This is a genomic window from Streptomyces sp. NPDC031121 (genome assembly GCF_055570615.1).
Map to the genome: position 1 here is coordinate 627,279 of NZ_JBVIGV010000001.1, position 19,698 is coordinate 646,976.

Consider the following 19,698-nt stretch of genomic DNA (forward strand, 5'->3'; position numbering starts at 1 on the left):
ATAGAATTTGGCCGCCTTCCGGGCTTTCGCTCCGTCCGGTCGGCCTCGCAGTGGCCCGCCCGGGGGCCGCCGCATGCGCTCCGCCGGCGGGCGGAGGCCGCGGCGGACCCGCCGCGAGGGGCCGGCGGCGCCCGCGGCGGGGGCCGGCATGATCGCCCGGTCGGGGGATTCCGCCACGGCCGCCGCCCACCCACCCGATCCGGTCACACCCGTACGGCGCGCACCGGCGCTCCCGGACCCCTCCCGGTCCGGCGGCACGCGTTCGAGGAGCGCTTGCGGCGCGGTGGGGGGCCGCGGCGGCGGGATGGCCGCCCGGGCCCGGCGGGGCTAGCCTTCCGGGGGTTGTTGCGCGGGCGCACAGCGTGGTGCGGCCGCTCCGGTCCGCACTCGCCTGCGAAGGTGGAACGCGTGAAGGCTATCCGTCGATTCACCGTACGCCCCGTCCTCCCCCCGCCGCTGCTGCCGCTCGCCGACCTCGCGCGCAACCTGCGCTGGTCGTGGCACACGGAGACCCGCGAACTCTTCCAATCCGTCGACCCCGAGGGCTGGCAGGCCGCGGGCGGCGACCCCGTCCGCCTGCTCGGCTCCGTCTCCGCCGCCCGCCTCGACGCCCTCGCCTCCGACCGCCGGTTCCTGCGGCGGCTCGCCGTCGCCGCCGCCGACCTCGACGACTACGTGCACGGCGCACGCTGGTACCAGACCCACGAGGACATCGCCGACCTCCCCGCCGCCATCGCCTACTTCTCCCCCGAGTTCGGCATCACCGCCGCCCTGCCCCAGTACTCCGGCGGCCTCGGGATCCTCGCCGGCGACCACCTGAAGGCCGCCAGCGACCTCGGCGCCCCGCTCATCGGCGTCGGACTCCTCTACCGGCACGGCTACTTCCGCCAGTCCCTCTCCCGCGACGGCTGGCAGCAGGAGCACTACCCGGTCCTCGACCCCAACGAGCTCCCGCTCTCCCTGCTCCGGGACGCCGAGGGCACCCCCGCCCGGGTCTCGCTCTCGCTGCCGGGCGGCCGCGCCCTGCACGCCCACATCTGGCAGGCCCGCGTCGGCCGCGTCCCGCTGCTGCTCCTCGACTCCGACGTCGAGGACAACGACGCCGGCGCCCGCGAGGTGACCGACCGGCTCTACGGCGGCGGCAGCGACCACCGGCTGCTCCAGGAGATGCTGCTCGGCATCGGCGGCGTCCGCGCCGTCCGCACCTACTGCGCCCTCACCGGCCACCCGGAGCCCGAGGTCTTCCACACCAACGAGGGCCACGCCGGCTTCCTCGGCCTGGAGCGGATAAGGGAACTCGACGGGGCGCAGGACCTCGGCTTCGACGCCGCCCTGGAGGCGGTCCGCGCCGGCACCGTCTTCACCACCCACACCCCCGTCCCCGCCGGCATCGACCGCTTCGACCGGGCGCTCGTCGCGCGCCACTTCGGCCCAGGCGGCGAACTCGACGGCGTGCCCGTCGACCGGATCCTGGAGCTCGGCGCCGAGACCTACCCCGGCGGCGACCCCGGCGTCTTCAACATGGCGGTGATGGGCCTGCGCCTGGCCCAGCGCGCCAACGGCGTCTCCACCCTCCACGGCGCCGTCAGCCGCGACATGTTCGCCGGGCTGTGGCCGGGCTTCGACCCGGCGGACGTGCCCATCACCTCCGTGACCAACGGCGTGCACGCCCCGACATGGGTGGCCCCCGAGGTCGTCCGGCTCGGGGCGCGGCAGATCGGCGCCGGCCGGACCGAGGACGCCCTGTCGGTCGGCGGCTCCCAGCGCTGGGACGCCGTCGCCGACATCCCCGACCAGGACGTCTGGGAGCTGCGCCGGGGCCTGCGCGAGCAGCTGGTGCTCGAGGTGCGCGAGCGGCTGCGGGCCTCCTGGCGCCAGCGCGGCGCCGCCGACGCCGAGCTCGGCTGGGTCGACTCCGTCCTCGACCCGGACGTCCTCACCATCGGCTTCGCCCGGCGCGTCCCCTCGTACAAGCGGCTCACGCTGATGCTGCGCGACCCCGAGCGGCTGCGCCGGCTGCTGCTGGACCCCGACCGGCCGGTGCAGATCGTCGTCGCCGGCAAGGCGCACCCGGCCGACGACGGCGGCAAGCGGCTCGTGCAGGAGCTGGTGCGCTTCTCCGACGACCCGCGCGTGCGGCACCGCATCGTCTTCCTGCCCGACTACGGCATGGGCATGGCCCAGAAGCTGTACCCGGGCTGCGACGTGTGGCTGAACAACCCGCTGCGGCCGCTGGAGGCCTGCGGCACGAGCGGCATGAAGGCCGCGCTCAACGGCTGCCTCAACCTGTCGGTCCTCGACGGCTGGTGGGACGAGTGGTTCGAGCCCGACTTCGGCTGGGCCATCCCCACCGCCGACGTCGGCACGGACGAGGACCGGCGCGACGACCTGGAGGCGAAGGCCCTCTACGAGCTGGTCGAGCAGCGGGTCGCGCCCCGGTTCTACGACCGCGCCGACCGCAGCGGGCTGCCGGTGCGGTGGATCGAGATGGTCCGGCGCACCCTCGTCTCCCTGGGCCCCAAGGTGCTCGCGGGGCGCATGGTGCGCGAGTACGTGGAGCGGCTCTACGCGCCCGCCGCCCGAGCCCACCGGGCGATGAGCCAGGACGCCGCGCGGGACCTGGCCTGGTGGAAGGGCCGCGTCCGGGCGGCCTGGCCGCAGGTCGCCGTCGAGCACGTCGAGGCGCTGGCCGCGGCGCCCGTCGGCGGAACCGCCGAGCTGGGGGCGACCCTCACCCTGCGGGTGCGGGTGGCGCTCGACGCGCTGGCCCCCGAGGACGTCGAGGTGCAGGCGGTCGCGGGCCGGGTGGACCCGCAGGACGTCATCCGCGACAGCCGGGCCTTCCCGCTCAAGCCGGCCGGCGGGCCGGACCTGGAGGGCCGCTGGGTGTACGAGGGGCCGCTCGCCCTGGACCGCACGGGGGCCTTCGGGTACACGGTCCGGATCCTCCCCTCCCACCCGCTGCTGGCCTCGCCGGCCGAACTGGGGCTGGTCGCGGCCCCCGCGGACGGCGACGCGGCCGGGGAGGCGGGCCCGCAGGGCGGCGTCGTCCTGCGCTAGCCGCCCGTGCTGCGGCCGGGGGCGGGCGGGGTGCAGACCCCTCCCGCCCCCATTCGCGGGCCGGGGCGGCCCGTACGGCGGCGGAGGGCGCTCCGGGCGGGTGAACCTCCGAACGCGTGCGCATGCCGCACCGCCGCGGCGCGCGGGGCTTCTCCTACGCTGCCGGCTGGACGCCACCGCCGACCGCGCGTCCAGCGCCGACAGAACGGACACCGCCCCATGCGCCTCCGCCGCACCGCCGCAGCCCTCCTCACCGCCCTCGCCCTCGCCGTCCCGGCGGGCACCGCGGCCGCCGACGAGCACGACCAGGACCTGGGCAGGCTGGACTACCTGGTCGGGGGCGACGAGCGCCGCTCCATCCGCCCCACGGGCCTCGACACCTGCTACGAGCTGAACGGCACCTCGCACGACAAGCCCGCCACCGCCGTCAGCAACGGGACGGAGGGGCGCGCGTACCTCTTCCCGGACCGCGGCTGCAGCGGCCGGCCCGAGCGGATCCTGGAGCCGGGCGACCGGGTGTACGGCGTGCACGTCCGCTCGGTGCTGTTCACCCCGGTCGGCCGCGACGGCCACGACGAGGGCAACGACGAGGGCCGCGACGAGGGCAACGACGACGGCCGCGAAGACGGCGGGTTCGCCGGCGACGGCGGCGACTTCGGCGGCCCGGAGGCCGCCGCGCAGGAGGCGCCGGCCGGGCACGAGGCCGCGCGGGAGGACCGCGGCGCCCAGCGGTCCGGCATGCTCGACGAGGTCTTCGCGGCGATCCCGTAGCCGCCCCGCAGCGCACGCGGGCATGGAACAGGGCCGTCCGGGAGGGTTTCCCCCGGACGGCCCCGTGTCGTGTCAGCCGGTGCGCCTCATCCGCCCGCCAGGGGTCAGAAGGTCAGCTTCCAGCTGTTGATGTAGCCGGTGTCCAGGCTGGCGAGGTCCGCCACGCGGAGCTTCCAGACGCCGTTCGCGACCTCGGAGGAGGCGTTCACGGTGAAGGACTGGACGATGTTGTCTGCGCTGCCGCCGCTGCGGTTGCGCAGGTTGTAGACGGTGCCGTCGGGGGCGACGAGGTCGACCCGCAGGTCACCGACGTAGGTGTGGACGATGTTGACGTCCACCTTCAGGGTGCTCGGCGCGTTGCCGGAGCGGGTCACCGTGATCGGGGACTCGACGGTCGCGTTGTCCCGGATCTGGTAGTCGGCGGTGTTCTCGAAGACGTTCTGCTCGCCCGTGCCGACGGTCCAGGTGAAGGAGGCCGTGCCCGACTTGCTGGCGGAGTCGGTCACCGTCACCGTCACGTTGGACGTGCCCGCGGTCGTCGCCGTGCCCGAGATCAGACCCGTGGAGGAGTTGATCGAGAGGCCGGCCGGCAGGCCGGTGGCGGAGTACGACAGCGCACCGGGGGTGGTGCTCGTCGCCTGGACCTGGAGGCTGACCGCGGTGCCCACGGCGGTGTTCTGGTTCGGGATCGCGGTGACCGTGACGCCGTCGCTGATGCGGGCGCCGACGTTGATGGCGGCCCAGGCGTTGGCCGTGTTGTTGTACGTGGCCGAGCCCTGGCCGTACAGGTCGGCGGCGGCCTGGAGGGTCGCCGTGCGGGCGGCCGCGTAGTTGGTGTTCGACTTGAAGTAGCCGACCGTCAGCGCGCGGAACCAGATCTTCGAGGCGGCGTCGCGGCCGATGGGCGTGACCGGCAGGTTGTCGTAGGTCGGCGAGTCGTAGCTCACGCCGTTGACGACCTTGGCGCCGGAGCCCTCGGAGGCCAGGTAGTACCAGTGGTTGGCCGGGCCGGAGGAGTAGTGGACGTCGATGCCGCCGAGGCCCGAGTACCAGTAGTCCTTGGAGGAGCCGTCCTTGCTCGGCTTGTCCATGTAGCGCAGCGGGGTGCCGTTGCCGCGGATGTCGATCTTCTCGCCGACCAGGTAGTCGCCGACGTCCTGCGCGTTGTTGGCGTAGAACTCGACGGCGGCGGCCATGATGTCGGAGGTCGCCTCGTTCAGGCCGCCGGGCTCACCGCTGTAGGTCATGTTGCCGGTGACCGAGGTGAGGCCGTGGGTCATCTCGTGCGCGGCCACGTCGGTGGAGGTCAGCGGCTTGGCGTTGCCGTCGCCGTCGCCGTAGGTCATGCAGAAGCAGGAGTCCTGCCAGAACGCGTTCACGTAGTTGTTGCCGTAGTGGACGCGGCTGTACGGGGCGACGCCGTCGTTGCGCAGGCCGTTGCGGCCGTGCACGTTCTTGAAGTAGTCCCACGTGACCGCGGCGCCGTAGTGCGCGTCCGCGCCGGCCGTCTCCAGGTTGGAGGGCAGGCCGTTGCCCCACACGTCGTCCGGACCGGAGAAGAGGGTGCCGGTGCCGGAGGTGCCCCGGTTGAGGTTGTACGTCTTGTGGCTGCCGCGGTTCGCGTCCGTCAGGGTGTAGCTGCTGCCGGACTGGCTCGTCCCGAGGGTGACCTGGCCGCTGTACATGGTGTTGCCGGTGCCGGTCTCGACGGCCTGCCACTCGGTGATCTTCGCACCGGTCTTGGCGTCGGTGACCACGTGCAGCTCGTTCGGGGTGCCGTCGTGCTGGAGGCCGCCGACCACCGTCTCCCAGGCGAGGACGGGCGCGCCCTCGGCCGCCCAGACCACCTTGCGGGCGTTCTTGGCGGGCTTGGCGTCCTTGGAGCCCGCCGCGTCGGCCGCGGAGAGGGCCTGGCCCTCGGCGGCGGCCGGGGTGACGGCGGCGTCGGTGGTCGGCACCTTGATCTCGTGGTGCGTGGCCTTGGTGACGCTCTTGGTCGTGCCGTCCTTGGCGTGGACCGTCAGGTCGCCGCCGAGTACGGGCAGGCCCGCGTACGTGCGTTCGTACGTGGTGTGCGTGGTGCCGTCCGCGTCCTTGACGACGTCGCGGACGATGAGCTTCTCCTGGCCGCCGAGGCCCAGCGCCTTGGCCGCCTGCGCGGTGGTGGAGTTCGCCTCGGAGATGAGCGTCGCACGCTCGGAGGGGCTGAGCTTGAGGGGTGCCGCGCCGGGGTTGGCCTTGGCGGCGGCGGGCGCCTTCGACGCCGCGCTGTCGGCGGTGGCGCTGCCGGCCTGTATGCCGACGGCGAGCATCGCGGCCGCGGCGACGAGTGCGCCGGCCGCGGTGGCGCGCCTGTGGGGGGTGGGACTCAACGCAGACTCCTTCTGCAAAGGGGATTCCGGACGGCTGGGTGGGCCACCGGGCAGAACAGGGCTGGTGCGATGAACGGATCGAAGAGTGCCACCCGCGCGCAGGAATGTCAGGGTCGCGTCAAAAACTTGGCCGGAAAGGGTCCGTTGACCGAGGCGTCGCATCCGGTATCCGAACCCTTCACCTTCGCGCGTGCCGGTGTAGGCGAAAAATATGGAGCCCGGGGTACCGGTTGCTAACACTTAAGCAACAAGCGTCCCCGTTCGGGCGTTCGGTACTTGTAGTAAAAGTGTTTGTCGTACTGTTTCCCGGTGTGTTGGATGCCCGTCGCCAGGGGAAGCCGCGGGCCTGCGCCACCGTCATAGACCGCGTGCCAGGGGGGCCCATGAGGCATGTCCATTTTCCTGCGCAAAGAGTGGCCGGAGCGGCGGCCGAGCTCCTTGCTGCGCCCGTGAGGCGGATCGGCGACAAGGCGCGCTGGTACCTGCCCGCCGCGCTCGCCGCCGACTTCCTCGGAGCGGCCGTCCCGGTGGGGCTCGTCTTCGAGGCCGCGCAGCAGGTCCGGCCCGTGTACTGCGCCCTCGGCGCGGCCCTCGCCTGGACCGGCGTGCAGGCGGTGCGCCGCCGGTACGCCGCCCGCGCGCTCGGCGAGTCCCGCGGAGTGCTGCCGGTCGTCCACGACTGGCTGATTCTGATCGGCGTCCTGGCCGTGGCACGCGTGGTCACCGGGGAGGACACGCCGCGTCTCGCCGCCCTGGGCGCCCTGCTGCCCGCCCTCCTCGTCACCGTGGCCTGCCGCAAACTGACCTACCGCCACCTCTCCGCGGCCCGCCGCGAGGCCCAGGCCGTCAGCCGCGTCCTGGTGATAGGGGAGCCGGCCGCGGCGGACTCCCTCATCGCGCACCTCGCCGCCCGCACCGACCACCCCTACGTCGTCGTCGGCGTCGTCCCCGTCGGCACCGGCCCGCTGGAGGGCGGCGTCCCCGTCGCCGCCCGGCTCGACGCCCTCGCCCCGGACGCCCCGGCCGCCGACTCCGCGGCCGTCCTCGGAGCCGTCCGCAGCCACCACGCCGACCTCGTCCTCGTCGCGCCCGGCGCGCGGATCGCCGGGGAGCGGCTGCGCCGCGTCGCGTGGGCGCTGCACGACGCGGGCCTGGAACTCGCCGTCTTCCCGGGCCTGGTGGAGGTCTCCGTCAAGCGCCTGGAGACCCTCTCCGCCGGCGGCGTCGCCGTGCTGCGCGTCGCCCCGCCCGTCAGCCGGGGCCTCCAGACGGCGCTCAAGGCCGCCCTGGACCGCGTCGGCGCGGCCGTCGGACTGGTCCTGCTCTCCCCGCTGTTCCTGGCGATCGTCCTCGCGATCCGGCTCGGGTCGCGCGGCCCGGCGTTCTACCGCCAGCAGCGCATCGGCCGCGACGGCGTCCCGTTCACCATGTGGAAGTTCCGCACGATGGTCGTCGACGCCGACCGCCTGAAGGGCGAGCTGGCGGGCGCCAACGAGAACGACGGCCTCATGTTCAAGATCCGCCGCGACCCCCGGGTGACCCGGGCCGGCCGGCTGCTGCGCCGCACCTCCCTGGACGAACTGCCGCAGCTCCTCAACGTCCTGGCCGGGCACATGTCCCTGGTCGGCCCGCGCCCGCCGCTGCCGGAGGAGGTGGCCCGGTACGACGAGGTCGAGCTGCGCCGGCTCTCCGTGCGGCCGGGCATGACCGGGCTCTGGCAGATCAGCGGCCGGTCCGACCTGTCCTGGGACGAAACGATTCAGCTCGACCTGAGCTACGTCGACAACTGGTCCTTCACCAGCGACGTCGACGTCATGGGCCGTACGCTCCGCGCCGTCGTCGACGGCCGCGGAGCGTACTGAGAGGCCCTGCCGCGTGCGTTCAGCCCCGCGTCCCCGGCCCGCCCTGCTCCAGCCACCACCGGTAGGTGGCGGCGATGCCGTCGCGCAGCCCGGTCTGCGGCTTCCAGCCGAGCGAGGTCAGGCGGGCGACGTCCAGGAGCTTGCGCGGGGTGCCGTCCGGCTTGGAGGTGTCCCAGGCGAGGCGGCCGCGGAAGCCGGTGACGTCGGCGACGGTCTCGGCGAGGGCCCGGATGGTGAGGTCCTCCCCGCAGCCGATGTTCACCGGCTCGTCCCCGTCGTAGCGCTCCAGCAGCACCGAGCAGGCCGCGGCCAGGTCGTCGACGTGGAGGAACTCGCGGCGCGGGGTGCCCGATCCCCAGAGCACGACCTCCTCCCGGCCCTCGGCCGCCGCCTCGTGGAAGCGGCGGATGAGCGCGGGCAGCACGTGCGAGGTCTCCAGGTCGAAGTTGTCGCCCGGGCCGTAGAGGTTGGTGGGCATGGCGGAGATGTACGAGGCCCCGTACTGCCGGCGGTAGGACTGCACCTGCACGATGCCGGCGATCTTCGCCAGCGCGTACGCCTCGTTGGTCGGCTCCAGCGGGCCGGTCAGCAGCGCGTCCTCGGTGATGGGCTGCGGCGCGAGCTTGGGGTAGATGCAGGACGAGCCGAGGAACAGCAGCCGGGCCACACCGGCGGCGTGCGCGCCGCCGATGACGCTCAGCTGGATCCTGAGGTTGTCCTCCAGGAACTGCACCGGGTAGGTGCTGTTGGCCATGATGCCGCCGACCTTCGCGGCGGCCAGCACCACGGCGTCCGGGCGCGTGTCGCGCAGGTACGCGGCGGTCGCGGCGGCGTCGCGCAGGTCGAGGTCGGCGCGGCTGCGGGTGAGCACCTCGTGGCCGTCGGCGGTCAGGCGGCGTGCGACGGCGGAGCCCACGAGGCCGCGGTGGCCCGCGACGAAGACGCGGGCGTTCGGCGGCAGGAGCGGCAGCGAACTTGTCATACCGCCGATGATGCCAGCCCGGCCGGGCGGCCCGGGGCCGAAGTGCCGGACCCCGGAGGCGGCCCCGCCGCCGGGGCCCGGCGCGGTCCGGACCGCCCGCGGACGGAGCCCCGCACCGGTGTACGGTACGCATCCGGCTTCCGGGGCCGGGCCCTTGGCCCGGTGCCGGGCGGGGACCCGGCGGGGGCCGCGTCCCCGCGGCCCGGCCCCGGCAGGCCGCAGCGCCGCCGGGACGGGGCCGCACCCACCGCACGACCACCCGGCAGGAACCGCCGCGGCCGCACGGCCGGGGCGGGCCGGCCCCGAGGCGCAGCAGCCTCCGGAACCACACACCGCAACGATCCCCAGGGGGACCCCACATGGGCAAGACCGCGCTGATCACCGGCGTCACCGGGCAGGACGGCTCCTACCTCTCCGAGCTCCTGCTCTCCAAGGGCTACACGGTGCACGGGCTGGTGCGGCGGTCCTCCAGCTTCAACACCGAGCGGATCGACCACATCTACCAGGACCCGCACACCGCGAACCGGTCCTTCGTCCTGCACCACGCCGACCTGTCCGACGGCGTCGCGCTCGTGAACCTGCTGCGCGAGATACGGCCCGACGAGGTCTACAACCTGGGCGCCCAGTCCCATGTGCGGGTCTCCTTCGACGCCCCGCTCTACACGGGCGACGTGACCGGCCTCGGCGCGCTGCGGCTGCTGGAGGCGATCCGGGCGAGCGGCATCGACACCCGCATCTACCAGGCCTCGTCCTCGGAGATGTTCGGCTCCACCCCGCCGCCGCAGAACGAGGACACGCCGTTCCACCCGCGCAGCCCGTACGGCGCCGCCAAGGTGTTCGCGTACTGGACGACGGTGAACTACCGCGAGGCGTACGACATGTTCGCCGTCAACGGGATCCTGTTCAACCACGAGTCCCCGCGCCGCGGCGAGACGTTCGTGACCCGCAAGATCACCCGGGCCGTCGCCCGCATCAAGGCCGGCCTCCAGGAGCACCTGTACCTCGGGAACCTCGACGCCGTCCGCGACTGGGGCTACGCGCCGGAGTACGTCGACGCCATGTGGCGGATGCTCCAGCAGGACGAGCCGACCGACTACGTCGTCGCCACCGGTGTGGCCGCCACGGTGCGGGAGTTCGTCGAGTCCTCCTTCGCCCACGCGGGCCTGGACTGGACCGAGCACGTGCGCTACGACGCCAAGTACGAGCGCCCGAGCGAGGTCGACGCGCTCATCGGCGACTCGTCCAAGGCCCAGGAGCTGCTTGGCTGGAAGCCCTCGGTCCTGGTCGCGGAGCTGGCGCAGATCATGGTCGACGCGGACATCCGCCTGGTCGAGGACCAGCTGGCCGGTGCAACGGTCCGGATCGACCGCTGAGGCCTTATATTTCCCCTACGATTTGCCGTGTACGGACATCGCCGCAGGCAGCTGCGGCGGTGACCGGACATACCTGCCGTATGTCCGCAATGCGCCCGCCCTGCCGGTCCAGGTTGGTCCCAACCCGGTGCAGAATCGGCCAAGGGGGGTGACGGGGTTCCGTTTTGCCCCCTAGTCTGCGCCCGTACATACGGCTGTTCGTATAGTTCCAGCCATCAAAACCGGGCGATACGCCCTGGGGGGCTCATGCGTAGATCCAGAGGGCTGACTGCTGCCCTCGTCCTGTCACTGGCCGGTGCGGGCACCGGGATAGGCCTGGTGCTCATGCCCCAGGCGTCCGCCATCACGGCGCCCGTGGCGTTCACCGCCGACAGCCTGCCGACGTGGCAGCCCAACGGCACCGTCTGGGCGATGGCCGAGGTGGACGGCACCGTCTTCGCCGGCGGCACCTTCTCGGCGGTCCGCCCGCCGGCCGGCGCCTCCTCCGGATCGGAGCAGGAAGCCGTCAACTTCGTCGCGCTCGACGCCGCGACGGGCAAGCCGACCGCGTGCAAGCTCGCCTTCACCGTCGGCGAAGGCACCGCGACCGTCCGCGCGCTGACCGTCTCGAAGGACAAGAAGACCCTGTACGCGGGCGGCTACTTCGGCGCCGTCAACGGCACCCCGGTCTCCAGCCTCGCGGCGATCGACATCGAGAGCTGCACCCCCAAGGCCGCGTTCCACCCCGGCTTCCCCGCCACCGTGCGGGCGCTCGCCGCCACCGAGGACACCCTCTACGCGGCCGGCGACTTCAACTCCGTCGAGGGCCAGACCCGCGAGCGGTTCGCCGCGGTCGACGCCGGCTCCGGCGCGCTGAAGCCCTTCACCGCCAACGCCGACGAGCCGGGCCGCGCCGTCGCGGTCACCCCGGACGGCAAGAACGTCCTCCTGGGCGGCGACTTCTTCACGGTCAACGGCACCAACTCGCACGCGCTCGCCGTGGTCGACGCGGTCTCCGGCAAGGTCGCCAAGGCCTACGGCAACATCCCGTGGAACTCCGTCGTCAAGTCGATCGCCACCGACGAGACCGGCTTCTACACCGCCAACGAGGGCTCCGGCGGCGGCGTCTTCGACGGCCGCATCGGCCTGCGCCTGAGCGACTTCGGCGAGAAGTGGCGCGACCGCTGCCTCGGCGCCACCCAGTGGGTCCTGCCGTACGAGGGCGTGCTCTACAGCGCCTCGCACGCGCACGACTGCTCCACCGAGCTGGAGTTCCCCGACGGCCGCCGCCGCCACCTGCTGGCCCAGCCGACCGACCACACCGGCGCCGCCCCCGCGCCCGTGGACGGCTTCGTGCGCGGCCCCCGCAAGCTCGGCTGGTTCCCCGACACCAACGACGGCCTCGGCGAGGGCATCGGCCCGCGCGTCATGGCCGTGTCGGAGAAGGACGGCAAGAAGTTCATGTGGGTCGGCGGTGAGTTCACCACCGTCAACGGCGCCGAGCAGCAGAGCCTGACCCGCTTCGCCTCCACCGGCGACGTCGGCGCCCCGACCACCCCGGTCGCCAGCGCCGCCGCCGTCAAGCCCGGCGAGGTCCAGGTCCGCTGGCGCACCAGCTACGACGCGGACGACAGCAAGCTGACGTACCGCATCTACCGCAACGGCTCCAGCACGCCGATCCACACCATGACCGCCGACTCCCTGGAGTTCGAGCGGCCCCAGGCCTCCTGGAACGACACCACCGCCAAGGCCGGCCAGAGCTACACCTACCGGGTCACCGCAACCGACGCCGCCGGCAACACCAGCGCCCTGTCGGCCACCGCCTCGGTGACCGTCCCGACCTCCGTCGAGGCGTACCCGAACCAGGTCCGCGCCGACGGCGCCCAGCTGTACTGGCGCTACGACGACACCGTCCGCCCGTACGTGGCCGACTCCTCGGACGGCGGCAACACCAGCGGCATCCAGGTCAACGCCCCGGCGCTGCGCCAGACGCCCGGCGCGGTCACCGGACCGAGCACCGCGATGGGCTTCAACGGCACCAGCCAGAAGCTCCACAGCGACCACCGCCAGACCGTCGGCAGCAGCTACACCGTCGAGACGTGGTTCAAGACGAACACCACGCGCGGCGGCAAGCTCGTCGGCTTCGGCAACAACACCACCCGCAACAGCGGCACGCACGACAAGCACATCTACATGACGAACACCGGCCGCCTGGTGTTCGGCGTGTACAACGGCTCCACCCGCACGATCACCACCGGCCTGTTCGACACGTACAACGACAACAAGTGGCACCACGTGGTCGCCAGCCAGGGCCCCTCGGGCATGGCGCTGTACGTCGACGGCCAGCTCAAGGGCACGCTGGGCGTCACCGACTCGGCCTCCTACGCGGGCTACTGGCACGTCGGAGGGGACAACCTCTCCGGCTGGCCGTCGCGCCCGACGAGCAACTTCTTCGCCGGCCAGCTCGACGAGACGGCCGTCTACGGCAAGGTGCTCACCGCCGCCCAGGTCAAGAACCACTTCGACCTGGCGAAGACCCCCGCCGACACGGTCTCCAAGGTCACCGCGACCGAGGACACCTACGTCAACCAGGGAGCCCCGAGCGCGGCCAACGGCGCGTCCACCTCGCTCGCCGTCCGCGGCAACCCGGGCTACGAGACGTACCTGCGCTTCGACGTGCCGGCCGCGCCGGCCGGGCAGGTCCTGAAGTCGGCCGTCCTCCAGGTCAAGACGTCGACGCAGTCGGGCGCCGGCACCGCCGACACCGTCTCCGTGGTCCCGGTCACCGGCACCTGGAGCGGCGCGACGACCTCCTTCACCACCAAGCCGGCCCTGGGCACCACGCCGCTCGGCACCTTCGCGGCCATCCCGGACGGCTCGGCGCTGCACAGCGCCCAGCTGGACACGGCCGCGGTCTCGGCGCTGCTCGGCGGCAGCCGCAGCCTGGCCCTGACCAGCACGGGCACCGACGCGCTGTGGCTGTGGTCGAAGGAGTCGACGGCGGCGGACGCAGCACCCCAGCTGGTCCTCACCTTCGGCCAGAAGTAACCGGAGGGTGCGGGGCCCGGCCGCGCCACGCCGGGCCCCGCACGCCTGCCGCCCCCGAACCAACCGGCACGCACGGGAGCCCCACCGATGTACCGACGCTCCACCGCGGCTGCGCTCCTGCTGGCCGCAGCCCTGACCCTGACCGCCTGCAGCTCCGGCGGCGACGGCTCGTCCGACAAGGCCGAGGCCAAGCCGCCGGCCGCCTCCCCGGTCCCGGACCCGGCGGACTCCGCCGCCCCGCCGGCCACGCCCGACGCGAAGCCGACCGGGCCCGTCCTCCCGGACGCGAAGCTCACCCCGAAGACGGGCAGCTTCAAGCCCAACGAGAAGGCGTACCTGAGCGGCCGCGTCCCCGAGAAGATGGACCCGGCGGCCGTGCTGCAGAGCGGCCAGGAGGCCTGCCAGCGCGTGGAGCGCACGGCCAAGCGGGACAAGGACGCGGCGACCGGCGCGGTCATCTCCGGGGAGATCCCCGGCGCGAAGGACGCGATCCCGCACCTGTGCCCGGAGCAGAAGCCGATCCTGGACGCCGCCGCCAAGGGCTTCGGCGACGGCACCCGGCCCGCCCCGGCGCCCGGCACCTACCGGGCGCTGACCCAGAACACGGCCTGCACCTGGGAGGCCAAGGGCAAGGACGGCGCGGTCCTGGCCTCGGGCCCCGAGTCGGCCCCGAAGCCGGGCGACAAGATCACGGCGGCGGTCCCGGCGGGCGCGGCGGAGTTCACCTCCGCCAACTGCTCGGCATGGATCCCTGCCTGACGCATCCTGACGCGGCGCCTCCGCACCCCTCGCCGGGGGGCGGGGGCGCCGCCGTGTCCACGCCCCGGCGGTCAGGCCGGCGGGAGCCAGGCGGCGCGGTCCGCGCCCCAGCGGGACGGCCCGGCCGGCCAGTCGCCCGGGCCCACCGCGAGCGGGGGCGCCGCGTACCGCAGCCGGCCGTAGCCGGACCGGCCCTCGCGCAGCCAGGCCTCCGCACCGGCCCCGTCCGCCCCGCCCGGCGCCGGGCGCGGATCCCGCGGGACCTCCCGCACCAGCCACGACGCGGTCCCCGCCAGGGAGAACCGCAGCACCCGCCCGCCGCCCGCGGCCAGCGCCCGCAGCACCCCGGCCGCCAGCAGGTAGCCCGTCCCGTGGTCCAGCGCCTGCGCGGGCAGCACCCCGGGCACCCCGTCGGGGCCGGCCTCCGCCGCGGCGATCCCGTACCCGGCCTGCACCAGCGAGTCGAAGCCCCGCCGGCCCGCCCACGGCCCCTCCCAGCCCCACGCGCACAGCTGCGCGAGGACCAGCCCCGGCCGCGCCGCGGCCAGCTCCTCGGCGCCCAGGCCGAACCGGTCGAGCGCCCCCGGCCGGTAGCCCGACACCACCACGTCGGCCTGCGCCAGCAGCCCGTCGAACACCGCCCGGTCCGCCCGGTCCGCGAGGTCCAGCACCGCCGAGCGCTTCCCGAACCCGGTGTCGGCGTGGGCGTCGTCCGCCTCGGGGGTCCCGGGCGGGTCCACGCGCAGCACGTCCGCGCCGAGCAGGCCGAGCGTGCGGGTGGCCACCGGCCCGGCGATGACCCGCGTCACATCCAGCACCCGGACCCCCGAGGCGGGCAGCGGGCCCGGCCCGAGCTGCCGGCCGCGTCCGCCGGTCTCCCGGATCCCGACGAGCGGCTGCGGCGCGCCGAAGGAGTCGGCCACGGCCACGGCCAGGCCGCCCGCCGCGTACACCGCCTCCTGCACGTCGAGCGCCCGGCGCCCGGCCAGCTCGGCCCGCAGCCGCTCCGGCGTCAGCGGCCCCGCGCCCAGGCCGCGTTCCAGGGCCGCCTGGTGGTGCGGGTAGTTCGCGTGGGTGCGCACCCACCCGTCGGCGGTGCGCCAGAACCCGGACAGCGGGGCGAAGGACACCGGCGCCCGCCCCTCCACCCGCAGGAGCCGCTCGCCGGTGAACGCCGCCGAGACAGCCCCCTCGTCGACCGCGAGCTCCGCCCCGTCCGCCGCATCCGCCGCCGGCCGCCCGGCCCGTACGGCGGCCAGCTCGGCCGCGGCCAGCGAGCACACCCCGACCGCCGCCCGCGCCAGCTCCCGCACCGGCAGCCGCGCCGCGCCCAGCTCCCCGCCGCCGCGGTACACCACCCGCCGGGCTGCTCCGCCCGGCCCGCCGAGCGCCGTCCACGCCTGCCGCGTGGCCGCGTCCGCTTCCCCGTTGGTCTCCATACGCCCATTGTGGGCGAGGGCCTCGGCGAGGTGAACGGCCGTCAGCCGTAGGCGATCACACGGCCGCGGCGCAGCGCGTGCTCGGCGGCGCCCAGGTACAGGGCGGTGTAGTACGCCGCGTCGGGCGCCTCCTGCCACGGCCCGGGGTGCCCGGCCGCGGCCCGCCCGGCCGCGGCCCGCCCGGCCGCGGCCCGCCCGGCCGCCGGCCCGGCGAACCAGCCGGTGAGGGCGAGCGGCCCGCCGTCCCGCGGTACGCAGTCGGGCAGTTCGAGTACGGCCGCCAGCCGCCGGGCCGCTTCGGCGGCGCGGTGCGCGCTGCGGACCCGGGCCCCGTCCCCGCCGGGCTCCGCGGGAACGGCCAGTTCGAGCACCCCGTCGAAGTCGACGGGGACGAGCAGCTCCCAGTCCATCAGGGCGTCGTGGAGGCGGGAGCCGTCCGGCTGCGCCCGGCACAGGGCCTCGAAGGCGCCGTAGGGCCGGTACGCCTTCTCCGAGAAGGCGTCGGCCCGCCCGCCGCGCGCGGAGGGCCGGCCGGGCAGCCCGCGCAGCCCCAGCCGGGCGGGCGGGCCGGGCCGGCGGCCCGGCGCCCGCGACCCGGCCGGCGGCTCGGGGAGGCGGCCGAGCCCGCGCCGCTCCAGTTCCCCGCGCAGGGCGGCGAGGACGGGACCGCGGATCTCCGCGTCCGCCCAGTCCTCGTCCGCGACGCTGACCACGTAGATGCCCATGGCGCGGGCGGTCAGCGGTCCCGAGCCGCCCGGTACACCGGCAGCAGGGTGTCCAGGACCGCGTCCATCGAGAAGGAGCCGGCGGCCAGGGCGCGGGCCGCCCGGGAGGCGGCGGCGCCGGCCGCGGGGTCCAGCAGCTCCAGGACGGCCGCGGCCACGCCCGCCGGGCCGGGTTCCACCGCCCGGCCGGCGCCCGCCCCGGCGACGTCCTTGGCGAGCCCGTTGGAATGGGTGACCACCGTGGGCACGCCCACGGAGAGGGCCTCCAGCACCGACATCGGGAACGGCTCGTCCACCGAGGGCAGTACGTACACGTGCGCCCGCCGCAGCTCGGCGAGCACCTCCGCCGACGACAGGGCCCCCGGCACGGTGAACCGGCCGGCCAGGCCCAGCTCGTCGATCCGGGCCAGCACCGCGGCCCGCTCGCCCTCGTCCGGCCCGGCCAGCACGAACTCGGCGTCGGGGTGCACCGCCAGCACCGCCGGGGCCGCGTCCACGAAGTCGACGGGGCGCTTGCGGGCCTGGAGCCGCGCCGCGTACAGGATCCGCGGCGGCCCCTCCGGGGCGGGGCGCGCCTCCTGCGCCGGGGTGCCGTTGACCAGCCGGACGGCCTGCGGCAGGGGGCCGCCCACGACCGCGTCCAGCCCCTCCCGCTCGTACGGGGTCAGGTACAGCACCGCGTCCGCGCCGCGCAGCACCCGGCGTACGGCCAGCGCGTCCAGCACCTTCGCCAGCAGCCGGCCGCTCGGGTCGACCATGCCGTGCGTCTGGAGCACCAGCGGCCGCCCGGCCCGCAGCGCCGCGAGCGCCACCGGCAGCGTCACCAGGTCGCGCGCCAGGTGGACGTGGACCACGTCGGCGTCGCGTACGAGCCGCCCCGCCGAGGCCAGCAGGGCCGGGGAGGTCATGCCGCTGAAGCCGAGGGGGAGGATCCGGCGGGCCGGGAACAGCTTCGCGGGAACCCCCTCGACCTCGGTCGGCCAGGGCTCGCCGAAGCCCTCGCCGAGGGCGAGGAGCGCCGCCTCGTGGCCGCGCTGCCGCAGCCCCCGGGCGAGGTTGAGGGCGACCCGCACGGGGCCGCCGAAGGCGTGCGTGGGGGAGTGCAGGGTGACGGCGTGCAGGACTCTCACTGGGGCTCCTCGACCGGGCGGCGCCGCCCGTCCATCGTCTGCAGGGTCAGGGCGGGGAGGTCCTTGTGGACGACCGAGCCGGCGCCCGCGACCGCGCACCGGCCCACGGTGACCCCGGCCAGCACCGTCGCCCGCACCGCGACCCACGCCCCGTCCTCGACGGTGATCGGCGCGTTGCGGTAGCGGAAGTCCGCCGCCCGGTGGTCGTGGGAGCCCGTGCAGAGCATGGCCTCCTGCGAGATGCACACGTGCGATCCGATGGCCACCGGCTCCAGGTTCAGCAGCCAGGCGCCCTCGCCTATCCACGTGTGGTCGCCGACGGAGAGCTTCCACGGCCACAGCACGCGCACCCGGTGCCGGATCAGGACGCCCTCGCCGATCTCGGCGCCGAAGGCCCGCAGCAGGGCCACCCGCAGCCGGGCCGGGCAGAACCACGCCGCGAACACCGTGTTCATGACGGCGAACCAGAGGGCCTGCACGAGCAGGCCGCGCCCCTTGTCGTATCCGGTCAGCGTGAAGGAAGGAAGATCACGCAACGGTCGCACCTCATCGTTCTCCCCGGCGCCCCCGGGGCCCCCACGGGCCGCGCCTCCCCTGGCGCCGCCCGCTCAGACTAGACTGCCGCCGGATCAGGCACATGGGGTGGGGGCGGCAGTGGCAACGGACATACGCAAGCCCCTCATCGCGGCTCTCCGCCCCGACCCGCGGGAGGAGGCGGAAGCCTCCCGCTGGGGCCGCGTCACCACCCCCCGCACCCTGCTCTCCCGGGCCCTGTCCGTCCCGCTGATCCTCGGCTTCACCGTCTTCCTGCCGCTGATCGTCGCCGTCCAGACCGGCGACGGCCGCCGCGACGCCGCCTTCTGGCTCCAGCTCCTGCTGACCATGTACGCGGGCGTCCGGCTCTCCGCGATGATCCTGACCAGCCGCCGAAAGCTGCTCCAGGGCTCCTTCTGGCTGTTCGTCTACATGGCGATGGGCGTGGCGCCGCTCGCCCAGGCCGTCCTCGGGCGCGTCCCGACCCCGGTGGTCGGCCCGCGCTCCGACCTCACCCTCGCCATCGGGCTCGTCCTGCTCGGCTGCACCGCCTTCGACGTCGGCGTCCTGCTCGCCCGGCACCGTCCGGCCGTCCGGACGGCCGGTGCCCGCCGCGAGGCCTCACGGCCCGTCATGGCGCACCGGCGCCGCCTCCAGCTGCTGACGGTCCTCGCCTTCGGCTGCTCGGCCGTCTTCGTCCTCAAGCTCGGCGGCCCCGCGGTGTTCTTCTCCAGCCGCCAGGAGATCATCGCCGGGATCCAGGAGGCGGGCGTCTCCAACGGCGACGGCCAGGCCGGCCAGGCCTTCCTGCGCGGCTTCGGCACCGTCCCGGCACTGCTCGCGCTGCTGCTGTACACCCGCTGGCTGATCACGTCGAAGTACGCCCGCCGCAAGGTGTCGGTCATCGTCACCTGGGCGGCGCTGTGCGGGCTGAACCTCGTCGTCAACAACCCGATCTCGAACCCCCGCTACTGGTTCCTCACCGTCATGTTCGCGATGCTCTTCACCGTCTTCCCGGTGAGCGCGGCCATGTACCGGGTGGCGCTGTCGATGGCCGTGGTCGTCGCCCTGCTGGTCTTCCCGTTCGCGGACCGCTTCCGGTACGACGAGAAGAACTACAAGCCGGTGGAGACGACGTCGTTCCTGGAGCCGATGGCCCTCAAGGACTACGACCAGATCGGCATGTTCGCGAACACCATCACCTTCTCGGAGTCCGGGCCCGGCCACTTCTACGGGCGCCAGCTCGCCGGTTCGGTCTTCTTCGCGGTGCCGCGCTCGGTGTGGCCGGGCAAGCCGCGCGACACCGGCGTGATGGTCGGCCAGTGGATGGGCACCGTCAACACCAACCTGTCGTCCCCGATCTGGGCCGAGCTGTGGATCGACTTCGGCCCGCTGGGGATGGGCGCCGGCCTGCTCGGGATGGGGTACGCGGCCGCGCGCGTCGACCGGCGGTACGCGAAGCGGGCCACCCGGCGGGCGCCGCCCGGCAGCCTAATCTCCGTGGTCGTGCCGCTCGTCGCAGGCTACTCGTTCATCCTGCTGCGCGGGCCGCTGCTCCAGGCCTCGGGGCGTGTGGCGATCGCGGCGCTGTGCCTGGCGCTGGTGGCCACGTACCGCACGGACAAGGCCACCACCCTCCGCTGACCCGGGCCGGAGGCGGCGCC

13 protein-coding genes are annotated in these 19,698 nt (G+C 74.4%); 7 read left to right on the forward strand and 6 right to left on the reverse strand.

Going from position 1 to position 19,698, the window contains the following annotated elements:
* Positions 1 to 408: 408 nt before the first annotated feature.
* Entirely contained in the window at positions 409 to 3,060 is a 2,652-nt protein-coding gene (glgP, locus tag ACZ462_RS02905; protein WP_467802668.1) for an alpha-glucan family phosphorylase, read from the forward strand.
* Positions 3,061 to 3,279: 219 nt separating this feature from the next.
* Positions 3,280 to 3,831 (forward strand): hypothetical protein, encoded by a 552-nt coding sequence (locus tag ACZ462_RS02910; RefSeq protein ID WP_467802670.1) that lies wholly within the window; start codon positions 3,280 to 3,282, stop codon positions 3,829 to 3,831.
* Positions 3,832 to 3,935: 104 nt separating this feature from the next.
* On the opposite strand, the gene ACZ462_RS02915 is transcribed toward ACZ462_RS02910, so the two are convergent.
* Positions 3,936 to 6,203, reverse strand: a complete 2,268-nt coding sequence (locus ACZ462_RS02915; RefSeq protein ID WP_467802671.1) for a M4 family metallopeptidase — start codon at positions 6,201 to 6,203, stop codon at positions 3,936 to 3,938.
* A gap of 383 nt (positions 6,204 to 6,586) precedes the next feature.
* On the opposite strand from ACZ462_RS02915, the gene ACZ462_RS02920 reads away from it, so the two are divergent.
* Positions 6,587 to 8,065: a sugar transferase gene (locus ACZ462_RS02920; protein WP_467802673.1), complete on the forward strand. Its 1,479-nt coding sequence runs from the start codon at positions 6,587 to 6,589 to the stop codon at positions 8,063 to 8,065.
* A gap of 19 nt (positions 8,066 to 8,084) precedes the next feature.
* Here ACZ462_RS02920 and ACZ462_RS02925 read toward each other — a convergent pair whose 3' ends face one another.
* Positions 8,085 to 9,047, reverse strand: a complete 963-nt coding sequence (locus ACZ462_RS02925) for a GDP-L-fucose synthase family protein (RefSeq protein ID WP_467802675.1) — start codon at positions 9,045 to 9,047, stop codon at positions 8,085 to 8,087.
* Positions 9,048 to 9,406: 359 nt separating this feature from the next.
* On the opposite strand from ACZ462_RS02925, the gene gmd reads away from it, so the two are divergent.
* The 3 genes from gmd (at position 9,407) to ACZ462_RS02940 (ending at position 14,206) form a co-directional block, all read left to right on the forward strand.
* Positions 9,407 to 10,420 carry a GDP-mannose 4,6-dehydratase gene (gene gmd, locus ACZ462_RS02930; protein WP_114054250.1) on the forward strand — a complete coding sequence of 338 codons (1,014 nt, stop codon included), beginning with the start codon at positions 9,407 to 9,409 and terminating at the stop codon, positions 10,418 to 10,420.
* Between the two features lie 246 nt (positions 10,421 to 10,666).
* Positions 10,667 to 13,447 carry a CBM96 family carbohydrate-binding protein gene (locus ACZ462_RS02935; protein ID WP_467802676.1) on the forward strand — a complete coding sequence of 927 codons (2,781 nt, stop codon included), beginning with the start codon at positions 10,667 to 10,669 and terminating at the stop codon, positions 13,445 to 13,447.
* 87 nt (positions 13,448 to 13,534) lie between these two features.
* Positions 13,535 to 14,206, forward strand: coding sequence for a hypothetical protein (locus ACZ462_RS02940; RefSeq protein WP_467802677.1), 672 nt, complete (start codon positions 13,535 to 13,537; stop codon positions 14,204 to 14,206).
* Between the two features lie 71 nt (positions 14,207 to 14,277).
* Here ACZ462_RS02940 and ACZ462_RS02945 read toward each other — a convergent pair whose 3' ends face one another.
* From ACZ462_RS02945 to ACZ462_RS02960, 4 genes are read right to left on the reverse strand one after another with little or no spacing between them, the layout of a single operon-like run.
* The gene (locus tag ACZ462_RS02945; protein WP_467802678.1) at positions 14,278 to 15,645 is read right to left on the reverse strand and encodes a CoA transferase; all 1,368 of its coding nucleotides are present in this window, start codon (positions 15,643 to 15,645) and stop codon (positions 14,278 to 14,280) included.
* A gap of 41 nt (positions 15,646 to 15,686) precedes the next feature.
* Positions 15,687 to 16,370, reverse strand: a complete 684-nt coding sequence (locus tag ACZ462_RS02950; RefSeq protein WP_467802679.1) for a hypothetical protein — start codon at positions 16,368 to 16,370, stop codon at positions 15,687 to 15,689.
* An 11-nt stretch (positions 16,371 to 16,381) separates the two neighbouring features.
* Positions 16,382 to 17,500 (reverse strand): glycosyltransferase, encoded by a 1,119-nt coding sequence (locus ACZ462_RS02955; RefSeq protein WP_467802680.1) that lies wholly within the window; start codon positions 17,498 to 17,500, stop codon positions 16,382 to 16,384.
* Positions 17,497 to 18,036: a WcaF family extracellular polysaccharide biosynthesis acetyltransferase gene (locus tag ACZ462_RS02960; RefSeq protein ID WP_467802681.1), complete on the reverse strand. Its 540-nt coding sequence runs from the start codon at positions 18,034 to 18,036 to the stop codon at positions 17,497 to 17,499. The genes ACZ462_RS02955 and ACZ462_RS02960 overlap by 4 nt, the downstream gene beginning before the upstream one ends.
* A gap of 220 nt (positions 18,037 to 18,256) precedes the next feature.
* Here ACZ462_RS02960 and ACZ462_RS02965 point away from each other — a divergent pair, with 220 nt between their 5' ends.
* Positions 18,257 to 19,678 carry a hypothetical protein gene (locus ACZ462_RS02965; protein ID WP_467802882.1) on the forward strand — a complete coding sequence of 474 codons (1,422 nt, stop codon included), beginning with the start codon at positions 18,257 to 18,259 and terminating at the stop codon, positions 19,676 to 19,678.
* The last annotated feature ends 20 nt before the right edge of the window (positions 19,679 to 19,698 follow it).